This is a genomic window from Guptibacillus hwajinpoensis, assembly GCF_020524165.1.
GTDB classification, from domain to species: Bacteria; Bacillota; Bacilli; order Bacillales; family Guptibacillaceae; genus Guptibacillus; species Guptibacillus hwajinpoensis_D.
The window spans coordinates 255,133-279,077 of the sequence record NZ_JAIVKU010000003.1 but is presented as its reverse complement, the minus strand read 5'-3'; the positions used below and the strand labels follow the sequence as shown (position 1 = coordinate 279,077).

22 protein-coding genes and 2 riboswitches are annotated in these 23,945 nt (G+C 42.1%); of the genes, 1 reads left to right on the top strand and 21 read right to left on the bottom strand.

Going from position 1 to position 23,945, the window contains the following annotated elements:
• Positions 1–162 precede the first annotated feature (162 nt).
• From LC090_RS04690 to LC090_RS04635, 12 genes are all read right to left on the bottom strand, one after another.
• Positions 163–1,737: a Na+/H+ antiporter NhaC family protein gene (locus LC090_RS04690; RefSeq protein ID WP_226655722.1), complete on the bottom strand. Its 1,575-nt coding sequence runs from the start codon at positions 1,735–1,737 to the stop codon at positions 163–165.
• A 149-nt stretch (positions 1,738–1,886) separates the two neighbouring features.
• A riboswitch (Lysine riboswitch) is annotated at positions 1,887–2,067 on the bottom strand.
• Between the two features lie 71 nt (positions 2,068–2,138).
• A complete protein-coding gene (gene yunB / locus LC090_RS04685; protein WP_159784581.1) occupies positions 2,139–2,918 on the bottom strand; it encodes a sporulation protein YunB in 780 nt (259 codons plus the stop codon).
• Between the two features lie 132 nt (positions 2,919–3,050).
• Entirely contained in the window at positions 3,051–3,344 is a 294-nt protein-coding gene (locus LC090_RS04680; RefSeq protein WP_255648025.1) for a YunC family protein, read from the bottom strand.
• Between the two features lie 93 nt (positions 3,345–3,437).
• A complete protein-coding gene (locus LC090_RS04675; RefSeq protein WP_226655717.1) occupies positions 3,438–4,826 on the bottom strand; it encodes a bifunctional metallophosphatase/5'-nucleotidase in 1,389 nt (462 codons plus the stop codon).
• Positions 4,827–4,841: 15 nt separating this feature from the next.
• Positions 4,842–5,663: a sulfite exporter TauE/SafE family protein gene (locus LC090_RS04670; protein ID WP_226655714.1), complete on the bottom strand. Its 822-nt coding sequence runs from the start codon at positions 5,661–5,663 to the stop codon at positions 4,842–4,844.
• A gap of 11 nt (positions 5,664–5,674) precedes the next feature.
• Entirely contained in the window at positions 5,675–6,529 is an 855-nt protein-coding gene (locus LC090_RS04665) for a DUF72 domain-containing protein (RefSeq protein ID WP_226655711.1), read from the bottom strand.
• Between the two features lie 172 nt (positions 6,530–6,701).
• Complete coding sequence (gene sufB / locus LC090_RS04660) at positions 6,702–8,099, bottom strand: Fe-S cluster assembly protein SufB (protein ID WP_224592407.1); 1,398 nt, start codon at positions 8,097–8,099, stop codon at positions 6,702–6,704.
• A gap of 101 nt (positions 8,100–8,200) precedes the next feature.
• Positions 8,201–8,644 carry a Fe-S cluster assembly sulfur transfer protein SufU gene (gene sufU, locus LC090_RS04655; RefSeq protein WP_159784590.1) on the bottom strand — a complete coding sequence of 148 codons (444 nt, stop codon included), beginning with the start codon at positions 8,642–8,644 and terminating at the stop codon, positions 8,201–8,203.
• Positions 8,634–9,854, bottom strand: coding sequence for a cysteine desulfurase (locus LC090_RS04650; protein ID WP_226656586.1), 1,221 nt, complete (start codon positions 9,852–9,854; stop codon positions 8,634–8,636). Before LC090_RS04650 ends, sufU begins: the two co-directional genes overlap by 11 nt.
• A gap of 3 nt (positions 9,855–9,857) precedes the next feature.
• Entirely contained in the window at positions 9,858–11,165 is a 1,308-nt protein-coding gene (gene sufD / locus LC090_RS04645; RefSeq protein ID WP_226655709.1) for a Fe-S cluster assembly protein SufD, read from the bottom strand.
• Between the two features lie 18 nt (positions 11,166–11,183).
• Positions 11,184–11,969 (bottom strand): Fe-S cluster assembly ATPase SufC, encoded by a 786-nt coding sequence (gene sufC / locus LC090_RS04640; protein ID WP_224592401.1) that lies wholly within the window; start codon positions 11,967–11,969, stop codon positions 11,184–11,186.
• Positions 11,970–12,723: 754 nt separating this feature from the next.
• Entirely contained in the window at positions 12,724–13,026 is a 303-nt protein-coding gene (locus tag LC090_RS04635; protein WP_224592635.1) for a carboxymuconolactone decarboxylase family protein, read from the bottom strand.
• 247 nt (positions 13,027–13,273) lie between these two features.
• Between LC090_RS04635 and LC090_RS04630 the strand changes: the two genes are divergently transcribed.
• Positions 13,274–14,224, top strand: a complete 951-nt coding sequence (locus LC090_RS04630) for an L-lactate dehydrogenase (RefSeq protein ID WP_226655707.1) — start codon at positions 13,274–13,276, stop codon at positions 14,222–14,224.
• Positions 14,225–14,262: 38 nt separating this feature from the next.
• On the opposite strand, the gene LC090_RS04625 is transcribed toward LC090_RS04630, so the two are convergent.
• The 9 genes from LC090_RS04625 to ilvC form a co-directional block, all read right to left on the bottom strand.
• Positions 14,263–15,102, bottom strand: a complete 840-nt coding sequence (locus tag LC090_RS04625; RefSeq protein WP_226655704.1) for a MetQ/NlpA family ABC transporter substrate-binding protein — start codon at positions 15,100–15,102, stop codon at positions 14,263–14,265.
• Positions 15,103–15,134: 32 nt separating this feature from the next.
• On the bottom strand, positions 15,135–15,803 hold the full coding sequence (locus LC090_RS04620; RefSeq protein WP_226655702.1) for a methionine ABC transporter permease: 669 nt from the start codon (positions 15,801–15,803) through the stop codon (positions 15,135–15,137).
• Positions 15,796–16,818, bottom strand: a complete 1,023-nt coding sequence (locus tag LC090_RS04615) for a methionine ABC transporter ATP-binding protein (protein WP_226655700.1) — start codon at positions 16,816–16,818, stop codon at positions 15,796–15,798. Before LC090_RS04615 ends, LC090_RS04620 begins: the two co-directional genes overlap by 8 nt.
• Before the next feature lie 158 nt (positions 16,819–16,976).
• A riboswitch (SAM riboswitch) is annotated at positions 16,977–17,086 on the bottom strand.
• A gap of 135 nt (positions 17,087–17,221) precedes the next feature.
• Complete coding sequence (ilvA, locus tag LC090_RS04610) at positions 17,222–18,232, bottom strand: threonine ammonia-lyase (RefSeq protein ID WP_226655697.1); 1,011 nt, start codon at positions 18,230–18,232, stop codon at positions 17,222–17,224.
• Positions 18,229–18,819: a 3-isopropylmalate dehydratase small subunit gene (leuD, locus tag LC090_RS04605; protein ID WP_226656584.1), complete on the bottom strand. Its 591-nt coding sequence runs from the start codon at positions 18,817–18,819 to the stop codon at positions 18,229–18,231. The genes ilvA and leuD overlap by 4 nt, the downstream gene beginning before the upstream one ends.
• Positions 18,820–18,834: 15 nt before the next feature.
• Positions 18,835–20,241 carry a 3-isopropylmalate dehydratase large subunit gene (leuC, locus tag LC090_RS04600; protein WP_226655695.1) on the bottom strand — a complete coding sequence of 469 codons (1,407 nt, stop codon included), beginning with the start codon at positions 20,239–20,241 and terminating at the stop codon, positions 18,835–18,837.
• A gap of 27 nt (positions 20,242–20,268) precedes the next feature.
• Positions 20,269–21,375 (bottom strand): 3-isopropylmalate dehydrogenase, encoded by a 1,107-nt coding sequence (leuB, locus tag LC090_RS04595; RefSeq protein WP_226655692.1) that lies wholly within the window; start codon positions 21,373–21,375, stop codon positions 20,269–20,271.
• A gap of 16 nt (positions 21,376–21,391) precedes the next feature.
• Positions 21,392–22,933 (bottom strand): 2-isopropylmalate synthase, encoded by a 1,542-nt coding sequence (locus tag LC090_RS04590; protein ID WP_226655690.1) that lies wholly within the window; start codon positions 22,931–22,933, stop codon positions 21,392–21,394.
• Complete coding sequence (gene ilvC / locus LC090_RS04585) at positions 22,920–23,945, bottom strand: ketol-acid reductoisomerase (protein ID WP_226655687.1); 1,026 nt, start codon at positions 23,943–23,945, stop codon at positions 22,920–22,922. Before ilvC ends, LC090_RS04590 begins: the two co-directional genes overlap by 14 nt.

The window sequence follows — 23,945 nt, the reverse complement described above, 5'->3', positions numbered from 1 at the left end:
AGTAAATTCAGATTATTTTGTTTATAGTATATCTAGTACGTATGACCTTGTCAAAACAAACTTTTTTCTTTTTTGGTACGAATCGTTCAATTTCTCAATTAAATCTCCCTATTTTTGTGGAAAAACATAAAAAAACAGGAGGAATCACCTCCTGTTTCATGATTATTCTGCCACTTCAACCGGTCTGTTGGCATATTTTGCTTTCAGCATAAAAATAAGAATTCCGAAGAAAATAGCTGTTACAACAACTCCAATAATCGCACTACCGGTAAATCCTAAAACAAGGTAGCCAAGTAATGAAATTCCCGCCACAAGCAACGCATATGGCAACTGTGTCATCACATGATCGATATGATGGCTTCCCGCTCCTGTAGAGGAAAGAATGGTCGTATCTGAGATAGGAGAGCAATGATCGCCAAATACTGCGCCAGCAAGGACCGCTGCAAGAACTGGTAGCATATACGTTGGATCCGTTGCAGCAGCTATCTCTCCCGCGATTGGGAGCATAATACCAAACGTTCCCCATGACGTACCTGTTGCAAAAGCCATGACGCCTGCAAGTAGGAATAAGATAGCAGGCAAGAAGCCAATCATAATGTGGTCATTTACGAGACCCGCAAGGTACTTCCCTGTTCCTAGACTTCCAATAATCTCAATGAGCGTCCATGCAAAGAATAGAATGTATACAGCTGGAAGCATTGATTTAATGCCTTCCCATATCCCTTTACCAAGAACCGCTCCACCCATTCGTTTCCTAAAGAAAAAGATAAGAGATGTAGCGAGCCCAATTAATCCACCATATAGAAGAGAGGCGGCGACATCTGTGTTTTCAAAAATCGACAAGGCGGTTACCGCTGTATCTGACCCGCTTACCGCCTGAATGCCTGTAATGATCATAAACGTCACAGTTCCTGCAATCAGCATAATAATTGGCCATGCAAGATCCGCTACTTTTCCTTTTTCACTTTCAGGAAGACCCGTTGTTTGACCAGGAACAGCCCCTTGATTTGGATCAAGAACTTCTCCAGTCTTCTGCGCACGGTCTTCATGAACTTTCATTGCTTTCAGGTTAATATCAAAGTAACTAACAAAGAAAACCATAGCGAGCGCAAAGAGAGCGTATAAATTCATTGGAATCATTCTGATAAACGCTTCTAATGCCCCAACGCCTGTAATGCTATGAGTGGCTAAGACCCCACCAATAAGTGCGATAATATAAGCACCCCAGCTTGAAATTGGGGAGATAATACACATTGGAGCTGCAGTTGAATCAATAATGTAGGCTAGCTTTGCACGTGAAACCTTATGCCTGTCCGTAATCGGTCGACTTACATTACCAACAGCGAGTGAATTAAAGTAATCATCAATAAAAATAATAATACCAAATATCGCTGTTATCACTTGCGCGCCTACCCGTGTTTTAACGCGTTTCATCGCCCATTCTCCGAATGCACGACTGCCACCAGAGATTGAAATAAAAGCTGTCATCATCCCTAATAATAGTAAAAAGAAAATAATGTACATATTCCACGTATTCAAACCGCCGCTTTCAGAATCAATAAAGATTCCTTTTACAATTGTATAAATCTCTTTCAGTGATCCAGGCACACTCCAATTGTTGATCATAAGTGCACCAAGTATAATGCCTACTCCGAGAGAAGGAAGCACTTTCCTTGTCACCACGACCATCAGCAACGCGATGAGTGGTGGAATAATGGATAGAATTGAATTCTCCATGAATATCCTCCTAATAAATGATTGGTCATCATAACCGGAATGGACGCCTACCCTCAGCTTTCTCGTCGTCTTTGAACGCAAAAAAGCGAGCAATGATAGGATTGGTCCTATCATTGCTCGCTTCACCGAGTCAATGTTAAGTGTCCACCCCGATCAGTAGTTCTCCATTATAAGATAGACTTATAATGACAGTTCGACACTTATTCAATGCCGCCCCAACATAAATAATATGACCTTTATTTATGCTTCGGCAGATCTCCCTTTCGATGCTGATCATTGGTGTCATTCTCCCAACACGTACTCATGAGGATCTGCTCCTCTACCTCATCGTATAAGATAAGGAACAATATTAAGTTCAGTTTTAAAGTATACCTTACTTTGGCTCATTCTGCAATTATAGATTATTCCATGTCGTCAATTTGAATCGATGGAGTAGGCAAGCCACCTTCTGAACCATTGTTATAGAAATTTGGCACTTCCCCTGGAATAATCGTTAACAATACTGGAATATCCGTCGTCACAACATCAGAATCTGTCGCAAATGGAATAACAATTTTTACTTTCACTTCAATATGAACTCGAATATCTACAGAAATATTGTTAATACCAACCGGTTCAATCGTGCTTTTATAATCAGATTTCACTTCACCAATCGCAGTGAAACGCACAGGAACTTTTGGTCCCATATTCGCAAGTAACGTATTATCGAATGCCTGACCAATTGGAATATAATGAATGATGCCATTATCCAGTGATGTTTGATCATCCACTTCAAGTTCAACTCCATTTTGTTCAGCCCAGTAATCTAACGTTCCATCTTCCACACTTTTTAAAAAGCGCTGTACTTTTTCAGTTGATTGGGCGAGCACCTGAGTAACGGCCCTTTGATTAATTTGAACTCGGACCAACTTTCCTTCGTTATCCGTTACTTCTTTTATTAATGAGTCTTGATAGTTATCCACTTCTTCTGCCATCTTCTGATTGATGGCTTCATTAATAGCGATCGTTGCAATCCGATTCGTCTCTGTACGGGCAATTTCAATCAGAGTAGGCTTTATTCCTTTTTCAACGATCCATAGCCCCTGGACCGTCATAAAAATGAATAGTAGGAAGGAGATGACAAACACATAACGAAAGGGAAGTGGCCCCTTTCTAAAGAATTTTCTACGAGTTCGAAACAAGCTGAACCCTCCCTTCTCTTCCTCATGTATATGCCATGAAAGAGAGAAGTATGGACAATTTCTCCAGAATCCCATTTCCCTAGTAAAGCGATTTTTAAAGAAAAAAAGCCTAAGCAAGTTTGCTATGGCTTCTCACATCATCTTCAGCATGGCATCTCTGCCCTTTGTGCCTACCTTAATGCCTCGTGCTTCTGCTTCAAGCGTAACAGATTCAAGTGGTGCATCAAGGAGCTGATCAATCGATCTAACACCTACAGCTCTTCCTGCAATAATCTTACGGTCACTTAACTTCTCATTAAGTAGGGCAACATCCAGTGCGCCGCACATAATATAGCCATTGTCATTCATAACCGCTAGAAAATTTGTTTTTGGAAGCTGTATACTAACTGCTGTAAATGGATGACCATCAATCATGATTGGATTCATCGTGATCACGTCATTCCCGCCTCCTGACCTGAATGAATATCACTATATCTATATGAGACCAACAGCATGTTTGACAATCAAACGTACAAAGTTTTATTGCCTATTCTCAAGGCGCCAGGCAAGAAGATCACGAAGCATTTCAGGAAGATAATACTTCTTTTTTGCATGCTTCATTTGTGGATAAAACTTACCAAACGTGAACATATCAGCTGTTGCTACAGCATATTCTTCATCAGATATGAGCGGGTGGCCATTATGGAGTACGTCCGTTACATGACGAAGCCCGTCTTCCATTTCGACAGTCGTTACTTCAAGACCATCAAATGCCATAATCCCCATCACTTCGCCTCTAAATCCTAGCCCTTTAAAACTTAGATTGACGATTTCATCGGACATCGCGTGGGAAATGATTTCACGTAATTCGCTCCCTCTCAAGATCACTTTACATGGGTTGACTGGATGAGGACAAATGCGGTGAAGATCTTCTCGTGAGACATGTCCTTCAGGTAATCCATCAAGCAGCATGCCGGCATTAATCATACCAATATCTGCAGAACACCATTCTCGAAGTGCAGCGGCTAATTCATCCGCCAAAACCGACCGTTGAAACCACTCTGATTCAAGCGGCTGCTCAAGACGACATACCACTTCTTCTAGCATCGAATGGGCATTCATGCTCAATTGATCAATCATTTCTCTTGTATCCTCGTCTTGTTTGCGATTTCTAACGGAAATGGCATAAGCTTCTTTTTCACTTACCTGTTTCGTTTCCATATCAAAACAAATGGTCACTTCTCCAACATAGTTCCCATTTTTCCCTGCCTGTGTAATGAGCGTGTCCTCTATAAGCATCCCATGTTTCAACACATGATGGGTATGAGCGCCAATGATCAGATCAATTCCATTCATTTCTCGCGCCATCTGCTCATCATTGCCCAATCCCATATGAGACATCAACACCACAACATCTGATTGTTGGCGAACTTCATCGATCATAGACTGTAGAAAATCATAGGGTGAATCAATTTTCCAACCTAAGAGCGAATAAAACTGCTCATACGGAATTGTAATACCAATAAACCCGACTCTTACTCCATTTAACTCATGAATTTTGTAAGGTACCGCCCATGACGGCCTCGAGCCATCCTGGTGATAAAGATTCGCCACAATCACCTCGAAGCTTGCCCCCGTATAAAGCGCTTCAAGCTCTTTTTTAGAAAACGTGATGCCTTCATTGTTTCCAATTGTTGCGTAATCGTATTGAAGGTCATTCAATAATTGTACGTTTCCTTTTCCTACCGTTCCTTCCGTCATTGGATGAACCTTGTCCGAGTGATCGCCTAAATCAAGAAGAAGATAAGGTGTCCCTTGAAGCTCATGCATCCGCTTCTTCTCTTTTAGATAAGATGACACTCTGGACCAGTTTTCAAAATGACTGTGAAGATCGTTCGTATAATAAAATTGTAAAGTTCTAGAAGTCAAGACACTCTTCCTTTCTTACCCCATCGTTCCCTGCCAGATCAGCCGGACGCCGACAATAATTAACATCCATCGTAAAATGATAACAATTGTATTGTCCGAAAGCTTCTGGTTAATAAACGAACCGCACTTCGCTCCAATCCAGGCACCAGGGATTAACCCGAGTAATAAAAACCACTGAATGTTACCTAGCGCTAGATGCGTCAGGGTCCCTGTTATACTTGAAAGAAAAATCATAAACATCGAGGTCGCAACTGCTACGGTTGTTGGAAAACCAAATAAGAGGATCATTGCCGGCACCATGAGGGAGCCGCCGCCTATTCCAAAGAGACCTGAAATCACGCCAACAATGAATGAAACAAGGACAGCTGCAAGAGCAGAAAAGGTATAGTTTACTTGCACTCCATCAGAATCCGTATACGACCGCGCAAATTGCCCATTTACTTTCATTGGGCGTAAACGGTTCCTTACCATTAATAATATGGAGACAAGCACCATAAATACCCCGAAATAAATAGAAAAATAGTCAACCTGAATAAATTTATTTAGCCAGGCACCAAGAATGGCACCTGGACCACTTCCTAGAAAAAATAGTGCACCACTTTTATAATCCACGCTTTTCTTTTTCATATATGCGAGCGTTGAAGAAAGACCGATAGCGACAAGTACGACAATTGAACTTCCAACAATCATTTGTGGTGATAAGACAGGAAGCCAATCTGTGTACTGATCAACGATAAGAAGGACAGGAACGATAATAATGCCCCCGCCAAGACCAACCAGGCTTCCAATCGTACCAGCGGCGAGACCAATGAAAAATAACAATATCCACATTAGCATAGTGTAGCTCCTTACAGATCAAAGAGATCAAGTTGCTTAGGATTTAAATTCGTATACTCAATTCCAAGCATTTGAATCATCCACTTTGCATTATTTGCAGCATGACCACCTGAGTTATTGTTAAATAAAACAAACACATCCTTGCATTTCCCCTCTAATTCTAGGATACGCTCTTTCCATTCAAGCAACTCTTCTTCATTATAATCATACAGGTAACGCACTTCTCGCCAGTTGTGACGATTCCCAGGATTTGTCCAACCATTCGTATTTCGGCCATGAAGACGTACAAGAACCTGGTCTTCATGTAGGGTTTCCATCACTAATGGAACGGATCCTTCTCCCGCCTGTGGCTCATCGCAAATCGTATGAATAAACCCTTGTTCTTCAAGGAATCGAAGCGTCTTCTGCCGAAAAGCATCATGATACCACGACTGGTTCCTAAATTCGATCGCACATCGGATGTCTCCCATTCGTTCTTTGCAGTCTCTCAAGATATTTACATTATCTTTGTTCACATCAAACCACGGTGGAAATTGAAAAAGCACCATCGCAAGCTTCCCTGCGTGTTGAAGGGGTCGAAGCGATTCCGTATACGCTTGAAACATTTCATCACGCGACTCAAAAGGAATATCTCCTCTTTGATGACCCGTCATACCTTGATAAGCTTTTACCACAAAACGAAAGTTCTCTGGGGTTTCGTCAGCCCATTTTTGAAAGTTTCTAGCTGGTTGTACCGCATAAAAAGACGAATCGACTTCAACCGTAGGAAAGTGCGAACCATAGATCGAAAGTTTTTCATTGCTTTTTACACCTGGTGGATAGAGATCATCATGATCGCCCCAGCCCGTTACGCCTATGTAAATCATGCAATTCTTCCTCTCATCATTGATTCTCTTTCTTTATTCTCATATCATTACCCGAAAATAGCAAGGAAAAATCCCCTCTCCTTTTTTTAGAGAAAGTCTACATACCACTATTAAATTCGCCGTTCTAATAGAAAAAACGAACCGGAAAATCCGGTTCGTTTGGAATGGAAGCTTAACCGATTGAACCTTCCATCTCAAATTTAATGAGACGGTTCATTTCAACAGCGTATTCCATAGGTAATTCTTTCGTAAATGGCTCGATGAAGCCCATTACGATCATTTCAGTTGCTTCTTCTTCAGATACACCACGACTCATAAGATAGAAGAGCTGCTCTTCAGAAACCTTCGATACTTTCGCTTCGTGTTCAAGTGAAATGTTATCGTTTAGGATTTCATTGTAAGGAATGGTATCAGAAGTCGACTCGTTATCCATGATGAGCGTATCGCACTCAACGTTTGAACGAGCGCCCTCTGCTTTACGACCAAAGTGTACGATACCACGGTACGTAACTTTACCGCCCTGCTTTGAAATCGACTTCGATACGATTGTAGAAGACGTGTTTGGTGCTAAATGAATCATCTTAGCGCCTGCATCCTGATGCTGTCCTTTACCTGCAAGAGCGATAGAAAGTGTCATTCCGCGAGCACCTTCACCCTTCAAGATAACAGCTGGATACTTCATTGTAAGCTTAGATCCGATGTTACCATCGATCCATTCCATTGTTGCATTTTCTTCCGCAACCGCACGCTTCGTCACTAGATTAAACACGTTGTTAGCCCAGTTTTGAATCGTTGTGTAACGGCAGTAGGCATCTTTCTTCACGATGATTTCAACAACCGCACTGTGTAGAGAGTTTGTTGTGTAAACAGGTGCTGTACACCCTTCAACATAATGCACAGATGAGCCTTCGTCTGCGATAATGAGCGTACGCTCGAACTGACCCATATTTTCAGAGTTAATACGGAAGTATGCTTGTAGTGGTGTATCCACTTTTACACCTTTTGGTACGTAGATGAACGATCCACCTGACCATACAGCCGAGTTAAGTGCAGAGAATTTATTATCCGTTGGAGGAATTGTTTTTGCAAAATACTCTCTGAAGATGTCTTCATTTTCTTTAAGAGCCGTATCGGTATCTTTAAAGACAATGCCCATCTTCTCAAGGTCTTCTTGCATGTTGTGATACACAACTTCTGATTCATACTGTGCAGAAACACCCGCAAGGTATTTTTGCTCTGCTTCAGGGATACCTAATTTATCAAACGTAGCTTTGATTTCCTCAGGTACCTCATCCCATGAACGTTCAGACTTCTCAGAAGGCTTTACATAGTACGTAATTTCATCAAAATCAAGGTCAGCAAGATTTCCGCCCCATTGAGGCATCGGCATGCTGTAAAAATGCTCAAGCGATTTCAAGCGGAAATCAAGCATCCACTGAGGTTCATCCTTCATGCGAGAAATTTCTTTAACAATTTCAGGAGTTAACCCGCGCTCTGAGCGGAATATTGAAACGTCTTTATCACTAAAACCATACTGGTATTCGCCAACTTCAGGCATTTTTTTAGCCATTCTATTTCCCTCCTTGACATTTCACATGTCAGTGTTTGGCTGTTGTTCTCTTTTCACCATTCTAGTATGAAAAAGAATTGATGACAACACCTGGAAGCGGGTTAAGCCTCATCCTGTTCCTTGAAACCCTTCTCCATTGCCTTCCAGGAGAGTGTTGCACATTTGATACGAGCCGGGAACTTCGAAACACCTTGAAGTGCTTCAATATCACCAAGATCGAAATCCTCTTCGTCATATTCTTTTCCCTGCATCATATCTGAGAAGATTCCCGATAATTTTAAGGCCTGATCAACTTCAAGTCCTTTGACTGACTGTGTCATCATCGACGCTGATGCCAGGCTTATAGAGCAACCTTCTCCAATAAACTTCGCATCCGAAATCTTCCCATCATCTACTTTCAGCTGCAGCTGAATAGCGTCACCGCATGTAGGGTTATTCATATTTATTTTAAGGTCGCCTTCTTCAAGCTCCCCTTTGTTTCTTGGGTTTTTATAATGATCCATAATCACCTGTCGGTACAACTGATCTAGATTATTAAAAGACATGACCGAAAAACTCCTTTGCTTTTCGTAATCCGGCTACAAACGTATCCACGTCTTCTTCTGTGTTGTATAAATAGAAGCTTGCACGTGCAGTAGCCGTCACCTCAAGCCACTTCATTAGCGGCTGAGCACAATGGTGTCCAGCGCGGACAGCGATGCCTTCTGTGTCAAGTACGGTTGCAACATCATGTGGGTGTACGTCATCACTATTAAACGTGACAACCCCAGCACGTTTTTCTGGACCGTAAATGGATACGCCTTCGATTGTTGATAACTGCTCCATGGCATATTTTGCAAGATGAGTTTCATGCTGTTGGATGTTATCCAGACCGATTTCATTTAAGAAATCAATCGCAGCTCCAAGACCAACCGCACCTGCAATGATTGGAGTACCACCTTCAAATTTCCAAGGGAGCTCTTTCCATGTCGAATCATACAGACCAACAAAATCGATCATTTCTCCACCGAATTCAAACGGCTCCATGTTTTCGAGCAACTTTTTCTTCCCGTAAAGGACGCCTATCCCAGTGGGCCCGCACATTTTATGACCAGAAAAAGCAAAGAAATCGCAGTCGAGATCCTGAACATCAATGTTCATATGAGGGGTGCTTTGTGCTCCATCGACAACCATAACAGCACCATGTTGGTGGGCAATCGCAGCAATTTCTTTAATCGGATTAATCGTTCCAAGTACGTTTGAAACCTGCATAACAGAAACGATTTTCGTGTTTGCTGTTACAGTATTCTCGACGTCTTCAAGCGCAATTGTTCCGTCTGGTTGAAGTGGAATGTATTTAAGAGTGGCGCCAGTTGCTTTCACAACCTGTTGCCACGGAATAATGTTGCTGTGATGTTCCATTGGTGTGATGACAACTTCATCACCTTCTTGAAGATTTGCACGTCCATAGCTTGATGCAACCATATTAAGCGCTGTAGTCGTTCCGCGAGTAAAAATCACTTCTTCCGTTGAAGAAGCATGAATAAATTCACGAACCTTTTCACGTGCGCCTTCATAAGCATCTGTTGCATGGGTTCCAAGCGTATGAACACCACGGTGAACGTTTGAGTTAATTTCCTTGTAGTAACGCTCCACTGCGTCAATGACTTGAGTTGGTTTCTGAGACGTTGCTGCACTATCAAGGTAAACAAGAGGTTTCCCATTTACCTCTTGATGTAAAATGGGAAACTGCTTGCGAATGTCTTGGACATTCATCATTTAATTAACTTTCCCTTCAGTAACCTCTACCGCACGTTTACGAACGCCTTCAATCGGAAGTTCGTTAATGACGGGTGCAAGGAAACCGTGGATAATCAAACGTTCAGCCTCTTGACGAGAAATTCCGCGGCTTTGCAAGTAATAAAGCTGAACTGGATCAACTTTACCAACGGATGCAGCGTGGCCCGCCATAACATCATCTTCATCAATAAGAAGGATTGGGTTTGCATCCCCACGCGCTTTCTCATTCATCATAAGAACACGCTGTGTTTGCTCACCGTTTGACTTTTTAGCACCATGTTCAATCTTTGTTACACCGTTAAAGATTGCACTAGCACTATCTTTTTGTACACCGTGTACAAGAAGAACACCTTCAGAGTTTTGACCGTGATGGAAAATCTGATTTGTGAAGTTCTGACTCTGGCTTCCGCGACCAATTGTAACCGTCTTAGAATCCGCGTAAGAACCATCACCAATAAGGTGAGTTGTGTTTGTAGAAACTGTATTGCCATCGTTCATTTGTGCGAGAGCCCAATCAACTTTACCGTCACGAGCTACGTTCGCACGGCGGTTCACGTAAGTTGTCACCCCTTTTGCCAGGTTATCAACCGAACCAAATGTTACGCGAGCGTTTTGTCCAACGTGGACTTCAGCAATGATGTTGGCAACTGACTCGACATCGTGACCATAAGACAAGAAGTTCTCAACATATGTCACCGAGCTATTGTCTTCTGCTACGATGATGACATGATTGAACAAACCAGCCTCAGGATCTTCTTGCCAATAAAGGGCTTGAATTGGCACCTCAATCTCAACGTTGCGAGGTACATACAAGAAAGTACCGCTATTAAGAAGAGCAGCGTGAACGGCAGTTAAGCGATTCTCATCCACCTTCATAACATCTTTCATGAAGTACTTCTCAACAAGATCACCATGATTTTGAAGAGCTGTTTGTATATCTGTGAAAATCACACCTTGTTCTTTTAGCTCATTTGAAAGCTGACTAAAAACAGGTGTTGAATTACGGTGCACAAGAAGATTTCCTGACTCTTGATCTTTCGCAACAAGATCGCGTACATCTTCAGGAAGATCTTCTAGTGATGAAATCGCTTCTCCAGCTACATCATGTTTAAATGAAGTAAAGTTCCATTTATCAATCTTTGTTTTATCAGGTTTCGGCATAGGAAGATTCTCTGACTTCTCTAACGCCTTCAAACGTAGGGCAGCCATCCATTTCGGCTCCTGACGTTTTTCTGAATAAGCTTTAATGTATTCTTGATCGAATGCAATTTTCGTATCCACTGACATTGTCATCCTCCTTACTGCTTACGCTTCTTGACCAACTGTTTCGTCTTTAATGCCAAGTTCTTCTTTAATCCAATCATAGCCTTCTGCTTCAAGGCGCTGTGCTAGTTCTGCACCACCAGATTTTACAATACGACCCTGCATCATTACGTGTACTTTGTCCGGTGTAATGTAATTCAACAGACGCTGATAGTGAGTGATAATTAAGCAACCGAAGCTTTCATTGCGCATTGCGTTTACACCTTTAGAAACAACTTTAAGTGCGTCGATATCAAGACCGGAGTCAATTTCGTCAAGAACAGCAATCTTTGGTTCAAGCATCATAAGCTGAAGAATTTCGTTACGCTTCTTCTCACCACCAGAGAAACCTTCGTTAAGGTAACGCTGTGCGAATTCTTCACCCATATCAAGTTCTGCCATTTTACCGTCTAGCTTTTTGATGAATTTCATTAGAGAAATTTCATCGCCTTCTTCGCGACGAGCATTGATTGCAGAACGAAGGAAATCAGCGTTTGTTACGCCACTTACTTCACTAGGGTACTGCATTGCAAGGAAGAGTCCAGCTTTTGCACGCTCATCAACTTCCATTTCAAGTACATCTTCATTATCAAGGAAGACACTGCCTTCAGTGATTTCGTATTTCGGATGGCCCATAATTGCTGAAGCTAAGGTAGATTTACCTGTACCGTTCGGCCCCATTACTGCGTGGATTTCTCCACCATTTATTTCAAGGTTTAATCCTTTGATAATCTCTTTTCCCTCAATGGAAACATGAAGATTCTCAATCTTTAGAGTTGATGCTGCCATTTGTGAATACCTCCAATAACGTTTATACTATTCCTTCCTTATTGTAGTACCTATAAGGTGTATGTCAAGGAATGTGTGCTGAGTCATTCTCAATCTATTTTCATTCTTATTTTATAACAAATCCAAACTATTATCAAGGAACGCAGGGATCATACTTTCTAGCGTTCGCTACGAATTGGTTTGCTATTCAAAATGAGAATGAATCGATTATTTTTTCGTTTCATACCCTCCTTAGCCTACCATTTAATCCAGACACCTACAACGGAATGAGCAAGAAAGCTTCATACAAAAAAACCAGTCTAGAAAGACTGGTTTTTCGTATATCATCGTTATTTTGGATGCTGATTCATCTAGATAGTTTACGGTCGAATTCACTAACCATTTTGAGACTCTGACGGTGATCCATCTCACGTTCTCGTTCGACTTGCATACGCTTGTTGAAATTACGGCTGTATTCTGCATAACCTACTCCGTGAGACTGGTACATCGCCTTTTCCATTTCAGGTGTGTGGTTTAACCGCATGGGGCTAATAATGAATCAATCCTTTCAATTATCGTTTTACTTACAAGAGATACTTTACCACGTTACATCAACAGTCTACAAACAGCATATAAAGGGATGAGAGCAGGTAAAGAAGGATGAAACTTGTTCTGAATAGTTAAAAAACATCGATTCTTACCTTTTCTTCCAAATCCACCCTCATACAATTTCTTTTAAAGACAAACATATTATAAAGGAAGAAACTTGATTTGCTTAGTGCTTCGGCTGGTTTAGATCTTTCATACATTCTTGCACAAGAGTAACAGCCTGACTCATGGCAGCACCACCGCCGAAAGCTGCAGTAACACCTACCGTTTCAAGGATCTCTTGCTCGGAGCAACCTTGATCCAAACAGCCCTTCGTATGATAAATAATACAATACTCATCCTGTGAAAAAATCGAAATTCCAAGAGCAATCATCTGCTTCTCTTTTTGACTCACTTCTCCCTCTTTAAAACAGGCTTCTGTAAACGCTGAATACTTTTTAGCGAGCTGAGGCATTTTTTCAGTAAACATTCCTAATCCTTCTTTATAATCATGTAACGCTGCTTCTGCGAAATTGTTAAATTCTTGTTCCTGTTTCAAAACACAGGCCTCCTTTTATCATTATCATCCATCCTAGTATGAGAAGTGGCTAACCATGCTATCCATTCTTTTCTTCAAAAATGTTTTTGTATCGCTTACATGTGATGTAAGTCACACTTATTCCTATAGGGATACGTTATGATGCTTATGAAGACAATATCTACTAGCAGAGGTGAAGATGATGTACGAAGGAAAAACAACACGCGTTGCATTAATTGGAACAGGATTTGTCGGGACAAGCTATGCCTTCTCGTTATTGAATCAAGAACTAGTAAATGAACTTGTATTAATTGATGTAAACAAAGAAAAAGCAGAAGGAGAAGCACGTGATTTAAATCACGGTCTACCTTTTGGCGCTCCTATGAAAATTTGGGCTGGTGACTATCAGGACTGTAAAACCGCTGACATCGTTGTGATTGCTGCAGGTGCGAATCAGGCTCCCGGCGAAACACGCTTAGACCTTATCGATAAAAATACAGCCATTTTTAAAACGATCGTATCAAGCGTAATGGAAAGTGGATTTGATGGGATTTTTATCGTCGCAACGAATCCAGTAGACGTACTTACTTATGCAACATGGAAGTTCTCCGGGTTACCGAAAGAACGCGTAATCGGCTCAGGTACGATTCTTGATACCGCTCGATTCCGTTATTTACTAAGTGATTATTTTAATGTCGATTCTAGAAATGTACATGGTTATATTCTCGGTGAGCACGGCGACACCGAACTTCCAGTCTGGAGTCATGCCTCTATTGGTAGTCGACCAGTCATGTCACTCATTAAAGATAAACCAGAGGCAAAAGAAGACCTTGAGAAACTCTTTGTTAATGTGCGCGATGCCGCTTATCATATTATTAATCGTAAGGGAGCGACATACTACGGCATTGCCATGGGGCTTGTAAGGTTAACGCGAGCGATTATTCGAAATGAAAACTCAATCCTTACTGTATCTACGCTCCTTGAAGGTGAGTATGGTTTAGATGATTTGTATATCGGCGTACCTGCGATTGTGAACAACAACGGTATACGTGAAATTATTGAACTTGATCTTGATCAAACTGAGCTAGATCAATTGCACCACTCTGCCAAAACGCTAAAAGAAGCAATGAAGCCAGTATTCCAGCATTAAAAAAGGTTCTCCGTCAAATGACGGAGAACCTTTTTTTCTTATTCGTCTACTGGTACGACAGCACCATCATATTCTTCTTCAATAAAGCTCTGAATTTCATCAGAATGCAGCACATCAACTAATTCTTGAATGGCTTCATTATCTTCATCACCTTTGTTCACAGTAATCACGTTTACGTAAGGTGAGTCTGAATCTTCAAGAGCAATCGCATCTTCTTGCGGGTTTAGACCTGCGTCAATCGCATAGTTTGTATTGATCATAACAGCGTCGCCTTCACCTTGCTGGTAAATCTGCGGAAGAAGGGAAGCTTCGACGTCTGTCTTAAATTCAATGTTTTTAGGGTTTTCTGCAATATCTTCTACTGTTGCATCCGAAGCTTTCACGCCTTCTTTTAGTGTGATAAGTCCTTGTGCTTCAAGTAAAGAAAGCATGCGTCCATGGTCAGAAACAGAGTTACTCATAATAATCTGAGCACCATCCGGAAGCTCATCTAAGCTCTTATAATCTTGTGAATAAACACCGATTGGCTCAATGTGAATGCCTCCAGCGTTCACAAAATCATAATTATCGTTTTCTTCCATTTGCAACTCCATATAAGGGATCGTTTGGAAGTAGTTTGCATCTAATTCACCATTCGCAAGTGTCTTATTCGGTAAAATGTAATCCTGGAACGTTTTAATTTCTAGCTCCACACCTTTTTCTTCAAGCATCGGTTTTGCTTCTTCAAGAATTTCAGCGTGTGGAATGTTTGAAGCACCTACTACGATTTTCTTTGAATCTTCGCCGTCTCCAGAACCTTCACTGTTTCCACCATTGTTACCACACGCTGCAAGTACAGCAAGAGTAAGTACGGCAATTAAGGATAAAAATTTCTTCATGTTTTTCTCTCCTTTTTTATATCTTTTATCTTTTATCTTTTATCTATAACTCTCGTTGCTACATCTCCAGCAATCTGAAGGATCGCAACAATAACCAATATTAAAACTGTCGCAACGAGCGTTACGTCAGGATTATTTCTTTGAAACCCTTCAAGGTAAGCGAGGTTCCCAAGTCCACCTGCACCAACCACACCAGCCATTGCGGTGTAGCTCACAAGCGCAATCGCTGTAACAGTAATACCCGAGATTAGGGCTGGCATTGCTTCAGGAAGAAGAACTTTGAAAATTATTTCCCCGTTTGATGCGCCCATTGACTGAGAAGCTTCAATCACTCCTTTGTCCACTTCCCGGAGGGCAATTTCAACCATTCGTGCATAAAATGGTGCTGCACCTGCAATTAGTGCTGGTAGAGCTGCATTCGCTCCAAGCATCGTTCCTATAATATAAACAGAAAGCGGAATGAGTAAAATGATTAATATGATAAACGGTATGGAGCGGAATAAGTTTACAATTCCAGCAATAATGCTATTCACAAACTTATTCTCCCATATATTACCTCTTCCAGTTAGAAACAATAATAATCCAAGCAGAATACCAAGAATAAACGTTGCTAGAACGGAGATTGCCGTCATGTAAGCTGTTTGAACGGTAGCTTCCCACATCGATTCCCAATTCACATTCGGAAAAAGTGATTCAATCATTCGTAATCACCTCCGCTTCTACTCCTTGCTCACGAACATATTTCAGCGCACTTTCAATGACAGCTGGTTCTCCTTTAAGAAAGACAGATAGCTTTCCATATGGACCATCTTGCGTATGAGAGATTTTCCCTTGAATAATGTTCACTTCAATATCAAATTGACGAATTAACTCTGTCACAAGCGGTGATCCGGTTTTACCCTTGAGGAACGTGAACTGGACGAGTTCACCATCCTGACTTACAGCTAGATGTGCAATCGATTCCTTCATTTCTTCAGGCTCACTCAACTGATTTACGAAATCTTTCGTAATCTCTTCTTGTGGGTGATGAAAGACTTCAAGTACTGAACCTTTCTCAACAACCCTACCGTTCTCCATCACTGCCACCCGATGACAGATTTTACGAATAACGTGCATTTCATGAGTGATTAACACGATCGTGAGACCTAACTTCTGATTAATTTCTGTTAGAAGCTCAAGAATACTATCTGTCGTTTTAGGATCTAGAGCAGAAGTGGCTTCATCACAAAGGAGAACTTTAGGATTATTAGCGAGCGCTCGTGCAATACCAACCCGCTGCTTTTGTCCTCCACTTAACTGTGACGGATAAGCGGCTTCTCTCCCTTCTAGCCCTACAAGCTTGATTAATTCATCGACACGCTTCATTCGTTTCTCTTTAGAAACTCCGGATATCTCAAGTGGGAACGCAATGTTGTCGCGAACCGTTCGTGACCAAAGGATGTTAAAGTGCTGAAAGATCATGCCGATTTCCTGTCTCGCTGCACGAAGATCTTTTCCTTTTAGAGAAGATAAATTATTCCCTGCCACCGTGACCGTACCATCCGTCGGCCTCTCAAGCAGGTTGAGCATCCGGATTAGCGTACTCTTTCCGGCACCACTGTATCCAATCACACCGAATATTTCGCCTTTTTTAATTGAAAGGTTAACGTCCTTCACGGCCTGTACCTTCCCTGACTTTGAAAAGAAGGTTTTATTAATGCCTTTTAGCTCAATCACATGTCTCACATCCTTTATGCATTTGCATGTTGTACCAGCTTCCTGAAAAAGGACTTCAGCCCCATGCTTTTATTCTTCACCTTTAAGCACTTAAAAAAGCAATATAAAAAATGCCCTTCTACTTTGAGTAGAAAGGCATGTCATTAATCAATGTCTTCCTCTCATTTCTCAAAGCAATCGCTTTGCAGGAATTGGCACCTTTTCAAACGAGTCGTTTGACGGTTGCCGGGCTTCATAGGGCCAGTCCCTCCACCTCTCTGAATAAGAGATTATAAAATTTAGATTACTTTACTGTGGTTAAGTGCTAAATTGAATTCTAGCATGGTACTTTGTGAGTGTCAATTACTGAGCAAAAAGTCACAATAATCAAATATTAAAGTTTGGTGTAGACAAGAGAAAACCATCAGCTGATCCGCCTGATGGTTTTTGCTCGTTGAGAGAGCTGTTTGTAGAGAGATAATTTTTCAAGATCAGCGTTTCCTCCACTGACAACAGCACCAATTTTACTACCTTCTAAACGGTTTGATTTGCATAAAACAGCAGCGACAGATGCTGCTCCAGCACCTTCTACTAGTGTTTTATGTCTCTCGAGCATAAAGACAATTGCAGCGGCAATTTCTTCTTCAGAAACCGTCATCATATCGTCAACAAGCTCTTCGATAATCGGATACGTTACTGTTCCTGCTTCCTTTACAGAAATGCCATCTGCAATTGATTTCACTGATTGAAGAACGAGAGGACCAGTACCTTTAAACCGATTCCATGTCGCAGATGCTTCTGAAGCCTGGACGCCGATCATTTTCACATGAGGAAAATATGACTTAATCGCCATTGCCATTCCAGCTAATAATCCTCCCCCTCCAACAGGAACGAGAATCGTATCTAAGTCAGGACATTGCTGCATCATTTCGAGCGCAACTGTTCCCTGCCCAGCCATTACCTCAGGATCATCGAAGGCGTGAACGAATGTAGCTCCTTTTTCAACACGCTCCCGATCTGCTCCATTAAACGCTTCGTTATACGATTCTCCTTCAAGAACGACTTCTGCTCCATAAGCTCGGGTCGCCTCAATTTTACTTGTTGGCGTGTGAATGGGCATATAGATTTTTGCTTTTATCCCACGCTCTCTTGCGGAAAGCGCCACTCCCTGAGCATGATTACCAGCTGAAGCTGCTACAATCCCTCGAGCTGCCTCAATATCTGTTAACGATGCGACTTTGTTATATGCACCTCGAAGTTTAAAGGAACCCGTTCGCTGAAGGTTTTCCATCTTCAAGAAGACATCTTTATTCGTATAATCATTAAGCGTTGTTGATTGCTGAAGTGGGGTCCTGTGGACTGCCTCCAGCAAATTCTCCATTGCTTTTACGACATGAACGTTATATTTCTCCTGGTAATTCCCAACGTCATTCACTCTCCTACAAGTTGTTTTTCTTCATATAACTTTATTTTATCCTCTAGGGACAAAGTACGAGATACTTCATCCCATCCATTTAACAGCATTTCTTTCCAATAAGGATCGATCTCAAACGACGCATGTAGTCCTTCTCCATCACTTACTTCCTGTTTCTTAAGATCTACGCTAAGTTCATATCCATCTTTCGCTTTCTGAAAAAGTTCCGATATGATTTCTTGATCAAGAGAAATAGGTAATATTCCATTCTTTACACAGTTGTTATAAAAAATATCAGCAAAGCTAGTCGCAATAATAATTCGAAATCCATAATCAAGAAGGGCCCACGGCGCATGTTCTCTTGAGGACCCACACCCAAAATTTTTCCCCGAAACTAGAATAGAAGCATGCTGGTATTGGTCTTCATTTAAATTAAAATCTTCACGAGGTTTTCCATCATCATCAAACCGCCAGTTGTAAAAAAGAAACTGTCCGAAGCCTTTCCGTTCAATTCTTTTAAGAAATTGCTTCGGAATGATTTGATCTGTATCTACATTAACTTGCTCAAGGGGATAAACGATCCCTTTGTATTCATTTATCGGTTCCAGGACGTTTCACTCCTTTTACACTACAAGAGGTTTAATTTTTCTAGCGTCTGTAAATCGGCCTTCAATGGCAGCAGCTGCAGCCATTGCTGGGCTGACAAGATGTGTTCTAGACCCATTTCCCTGGCGACCTTCAAAATTACGATTAGAGGTAGACGCACAGCGCTCGCCTGGTGGAACGATATCATCATTCATTGCAAGACACATGCTACATCCTGCTTCACGCCACTCAAACCCAGCTTCTTTAAAAATCGCATCTAGCCCTTCTGCTTCAGCAGCATCCTTCACTGATTTAGAACCAGGTACTACAAGAGCTGTCACACCTTCATGAACTTTTCGCCCACGTACAATTTCAGCCGCAGAGCGTAAATCGCTTAATCGTGAATTCGTACACGATCCAATGAAGACATATTGAATATTGATATTTTGAATCGGCGTTCCTGGTTTAAGATCCATATAGGCAAGAGCTTGCTTAATTGCTTTTTGGTCACCTGGATCTGCATAATCCTCAGGAGAAGGAACGCGAGCATAGACAGAAGATCCCATTGAAGGATTCGTCCCCCATGTTACTTGTGGCTCGATTTCGTCCGCCCCAATTTCGAGCACTTCATCATACGTTGCACCCGGATCGCTTGCAAGTTCTTTCCATTCAGCAACGGCACGCTCAAAATCTTCAGGAATATGTCTTTTCCCTTTTAAATAGGAGAAGGTGGTCTCATCTGGACTAATCAAACCTGCTTTTGCCCCAGCTTCGATTGACATATTACAAACGGTCATTCGTTCTTCCATCGTCATGTTTCGAATTGCTTCTCCTGTGTACTCCACAATCGCACCAGTACCTGCATTAACACCAAATTTAGCGATAACAGCAAGAATTAAGTCTTTCGCTGTTACACCAGCACCAAGTCGACCGTTTACGCGGATTTCAATTGTTTTAGGTCTTGATTGCCATAGCGTTTGCGTAGAAAGAACATGCTCTACTTCACTCGTTCCAATCCCAAAGGCAAGGGCACCAAACGCACCATGTGTGGAGGTATGGCTGTCACCACAAACGATTGTTTTACCCGGCTGTGTTAGACCAAGCTCAGGACCAATAACGTGAACAATTCCCTGATCTGGATGGTTAATATCAGCAATTTCCACTCCAAATTCATGACAGTTCTCTTCAAGCTTCTCCATTTGAACCTTAGATACAGGATCATTAATAATATGACGTGCAATCGTTGGTACATTATGATCCATTGTCGCAAAGGTTAAATCAGGTCTTCTGACACTTCGGTTGTTCATCCGCAGACCCTCAAATGCCTGCGGAGAAGTCACTTCATGAACAAGATGCAAGTCTATATATAGGAGATCCGGGCTACCTTCTTCTTCATGTACAACGTGTTTATCCCAAATCTTTTCAATAATTGTTTTCGGCTCCACACCCATCCTCCTCTTACCTGTTTGTCATTAAGCGTATGCTTCCATAATCCCTGCCGTTGCATCCGCTTCTTCCAATTGATAAATCACTTTCTTGATCATGGCATCTGTACCAAGAGCTTTCGGCGATCCATTTGCAAGATCATTCGTATAATATCCGGCATCAAGGACTTCTTTTACTGCCTTTTCGATTGACTCCGCCTCTTCATTCATATCGAATGAATACTTCAGCATCATGGCACTTGATAAGATCATCGCCAGTGGATTCGCAAGATTCTTCCCTGCGATGTCTGGTGCTGAACCGTGTACCGGTTCATACATCCCAAAACCGTCGCTACGAAGACTGGCAGAAGGCAACATTCCAAGTGATCCTGTGATCATCGAAGCTTCATCGCTCAAAATATCTCCAAATAGATTCTCCGTTACAATAACATCAAAGTGCGCCGGGTTTTGAACCAGTTTCATTGCAGCAGCATCGACAAGCATATGCTCCACTTCAACTTCGGGATAATTCTTCGCTTTCTCTTCCACGATCTCTCTCCACATTCGGCTTGATTCTAGAACGTTCGCTTTATCAACGCTCGTTAATTTCTTGTTTCGTTTACTCGCGGCTTCAAACCCCTGATCGACAATACGTTCGATTTCATCTTTTGTGTAATGAAGCGTATCGACAACTTCTTTCCCATTCTGACGACGCTCACTCGGAGTACCGAAGTACAGTCCACCTGTTAATTCGCGAACGATTAACATGTCTACCCCTTTGATCCGATCCGATTTAAGAGGAGATGCATCAATTAAACTATCAAAAGCCGTTACAGGGCGAAGATTCGCAAACAAGCCTAGCTCCTTACGAATACCAAGAAGACCTCGTTCAGGACGAAGATGGCCAGGTAGACTTTCCCACTTAGGACCACCGACAGCACCTAGTAGAACAGCATCACTTTCTTTACAGATGCGCAGCGTTTCATCTGGTAGTGGCGTGCCATCTTCATCGATAGCAGCCCCTCCAATTCTTCCCTGGTGAAATTCAAACGTATGGCCAAATCGATCTGCCACGGCATTTAGAACTTTCATTGATCCTTCCATTACTTCTTTGCCAATCCCATCGCCGGGTAATACCGCAACTTTTCTCTTCATCCTTCTAACCTCCCTGTTAGACGTGTGCTTGTTTTTTTACTTGATAGCTTTCTCTAGCAAGAACGCGATTCACTGCATTTAAGTAAGCAATCGCTGATGATTCAAGAACATCCTGCGCTGTCCCTCGACCATTCGATTCAACACCGTTGTACATCACGCGTACATGGACTTCAGCTAAGGCATCTCTCCCTCCGCCAACTGAATTAATACGATAGTCTTGCAGTTGAAGCGTGCCTGGAATCATTTCCTCAAGCGTGTTGTAAATCGCTTCTACACTACCCGATCCCGTTCCAGCTTGCTGAATCATTGTTCCATCAGGCTTCTCAATTGAAATCGTGGCTGTCGGGATATTCGCTGTCCCATACTGAACTTGAATGCTATGAATCTCATATTTATCAACAAATTCATCTGTTTGAATATCCGTTAATAGCGCAAACAGATCATCTTCTGTCACTTGCTTTTTCTTATCAGCAAGATCTTTAAAATCAGCGAAGGCTTCATTGATTCTTGCTTCATCTAGTTCGAAACCTAGCTCCTTCACTTTATCTCTAAAGGCATGTCGTCCAGAGTGTTTACCTAGAACAAGACTGTTCGACTGTACTCCGATTAGCTGAGGACTAATAATTTCATAGGTGGTTTTTTCTTTTAGAACACCGTCTTGATGGATACCAGACTCATGAGCAAAGGCATTTGCGCCAACCACCGCTTTATTCCCTGGTACAGGCATGCCAGTAAGCTTGCTAACCAGGTTGCTTGTGCGCTTAATTTCGTCTAATTTCAAGCCTGTTTCTGCCTGATAAAAATCATTTCGGATCCGAAGCGCGACGGCTACTTCCTCAATCGCTGCATTTCCAGCTCGCTCTCCAATACCATTAATCGTTCCTTCGATTTGAGTGGCACCACATTCAATGGCAGCTAGGGAATTCGCTACCGCCATGCCGAGGTCGTTATGACAATGTGCCGATAGATCAACGCCATCAATGTTCGGAACATTGTTCCGCAAATACGTGAAAAGCTCGCCGTATTCCTGTGGGCTTCTGTATCCAACCGTATCCGGAATGTTAATGACAGATGCTCCTGCGTCAATGACTTCTTTAATAATCTTAGCTAAGAATGTACGATCAGATCGACAGGCATCTTCAGCCGACCACTGCACTTTCGGGAAAAATTTCTTGGCATATTTCACTGCTTCAACAGCCGTTTCAACAACCTCATCTGGTGTCTTCTTAAGCTTATGTGTCATATGAATGGGAGAAGTGGCTAGAAAAACATGAAGTCTTGGATCTGCACCACCTTTGAGGGCTTCCCAGGCTGCATCAATGTCTTTCATATTTGCTCGCGCAAGACCTGTTACGGAAACATTTCTAACCGTTTCAGCAATGTTTTTCACACCCTGAAAGTCACCTTTGGAAGCAGCAGGAAAGCCTGCTTCCATGATATCTACTCCAAGACGCTCGAGTTGTTTTGCGATTTCCAGCTTTTCTAATGCATTCAGATTGACTCCGGCTGACTGTTCTCCGTCACGAAGCGTTGTATCGAATACATTAATCTTTTGCACTGGTAACCACTTCCTTCTTTGATTTTGGTTTCACAAATGGCATCATCGCACGAAGCTCTTTCCCAACTTGTTCAATTGGATGATTCTTTTCTTTCTCGTTGATTGCATGGAATTCTGGACGATTTAGTTTATTTTCAAGGATCCAGCCCTTCGCGAATTTACCCGTTTGGATATCTTCAAGGATATCTTTCATACGTGCTTTTGTATCTGCATCGACAACACGTGGACCTGATACAAAGTCACCCCACTGTGCTGTGTCAGAGATGGAGTAACGCATACCCGCAATGCCGTCTTCATACATCAAATCAACAATGAGTTTTAGTTCGTGTAAACATTCAAAGTATGCCACTTCGGGTTGATAGCCCGCTTCCGTAAGCGTTTCGAATCCAGCTTTTACAAGTGATGATAACCCGCCACAAAGTACTGCCTGTTCACCGAAGAGATCTGTTTCCGTTTCTTCTTTAAAGGATGTTTCAAGAACTCCAGCACGTGCACCGCCAATCCCTTTTGCATAAGCTAGTGCTAGTTCTTTTGCGTTACCTGAAACGTCCTGATAAACTCCGAATAGTGCCGGAACGCCTGCGCCATCTTCAAATGTTCTTCTAACAAGATGACCTGGTCCTTTAGGTGCAACGAGGAATACATCGACATCTGATGGAGGAACGACTTGATTGAAATGAACGTTGAATCCATGAGCAAAAACGAGTGCATTTCCAGCGCGAAGACCTGGTTCGATTTCTTCTTTGTACACTTCCGGCTGGTACTCATCTGGAAGAAGAATCATGATGACATCTGCTTCCTCGCTTGCTTCTTTCACTGTTTTTACATCGAATCCATCTTCCTCTGCTTGATTCCAGGAACGTCCTTTACGTAAGCCAACTGTTACATCAAATCCACTCTCGCGAAGATTTAGTGCATGAGCATGACCTTGAGATCCGTAACCAACTACTGCGATCTTCTTTCCTTTTAGCATTCCTTCGTTGATATCACCGTTATAATATACTTTTGCCAT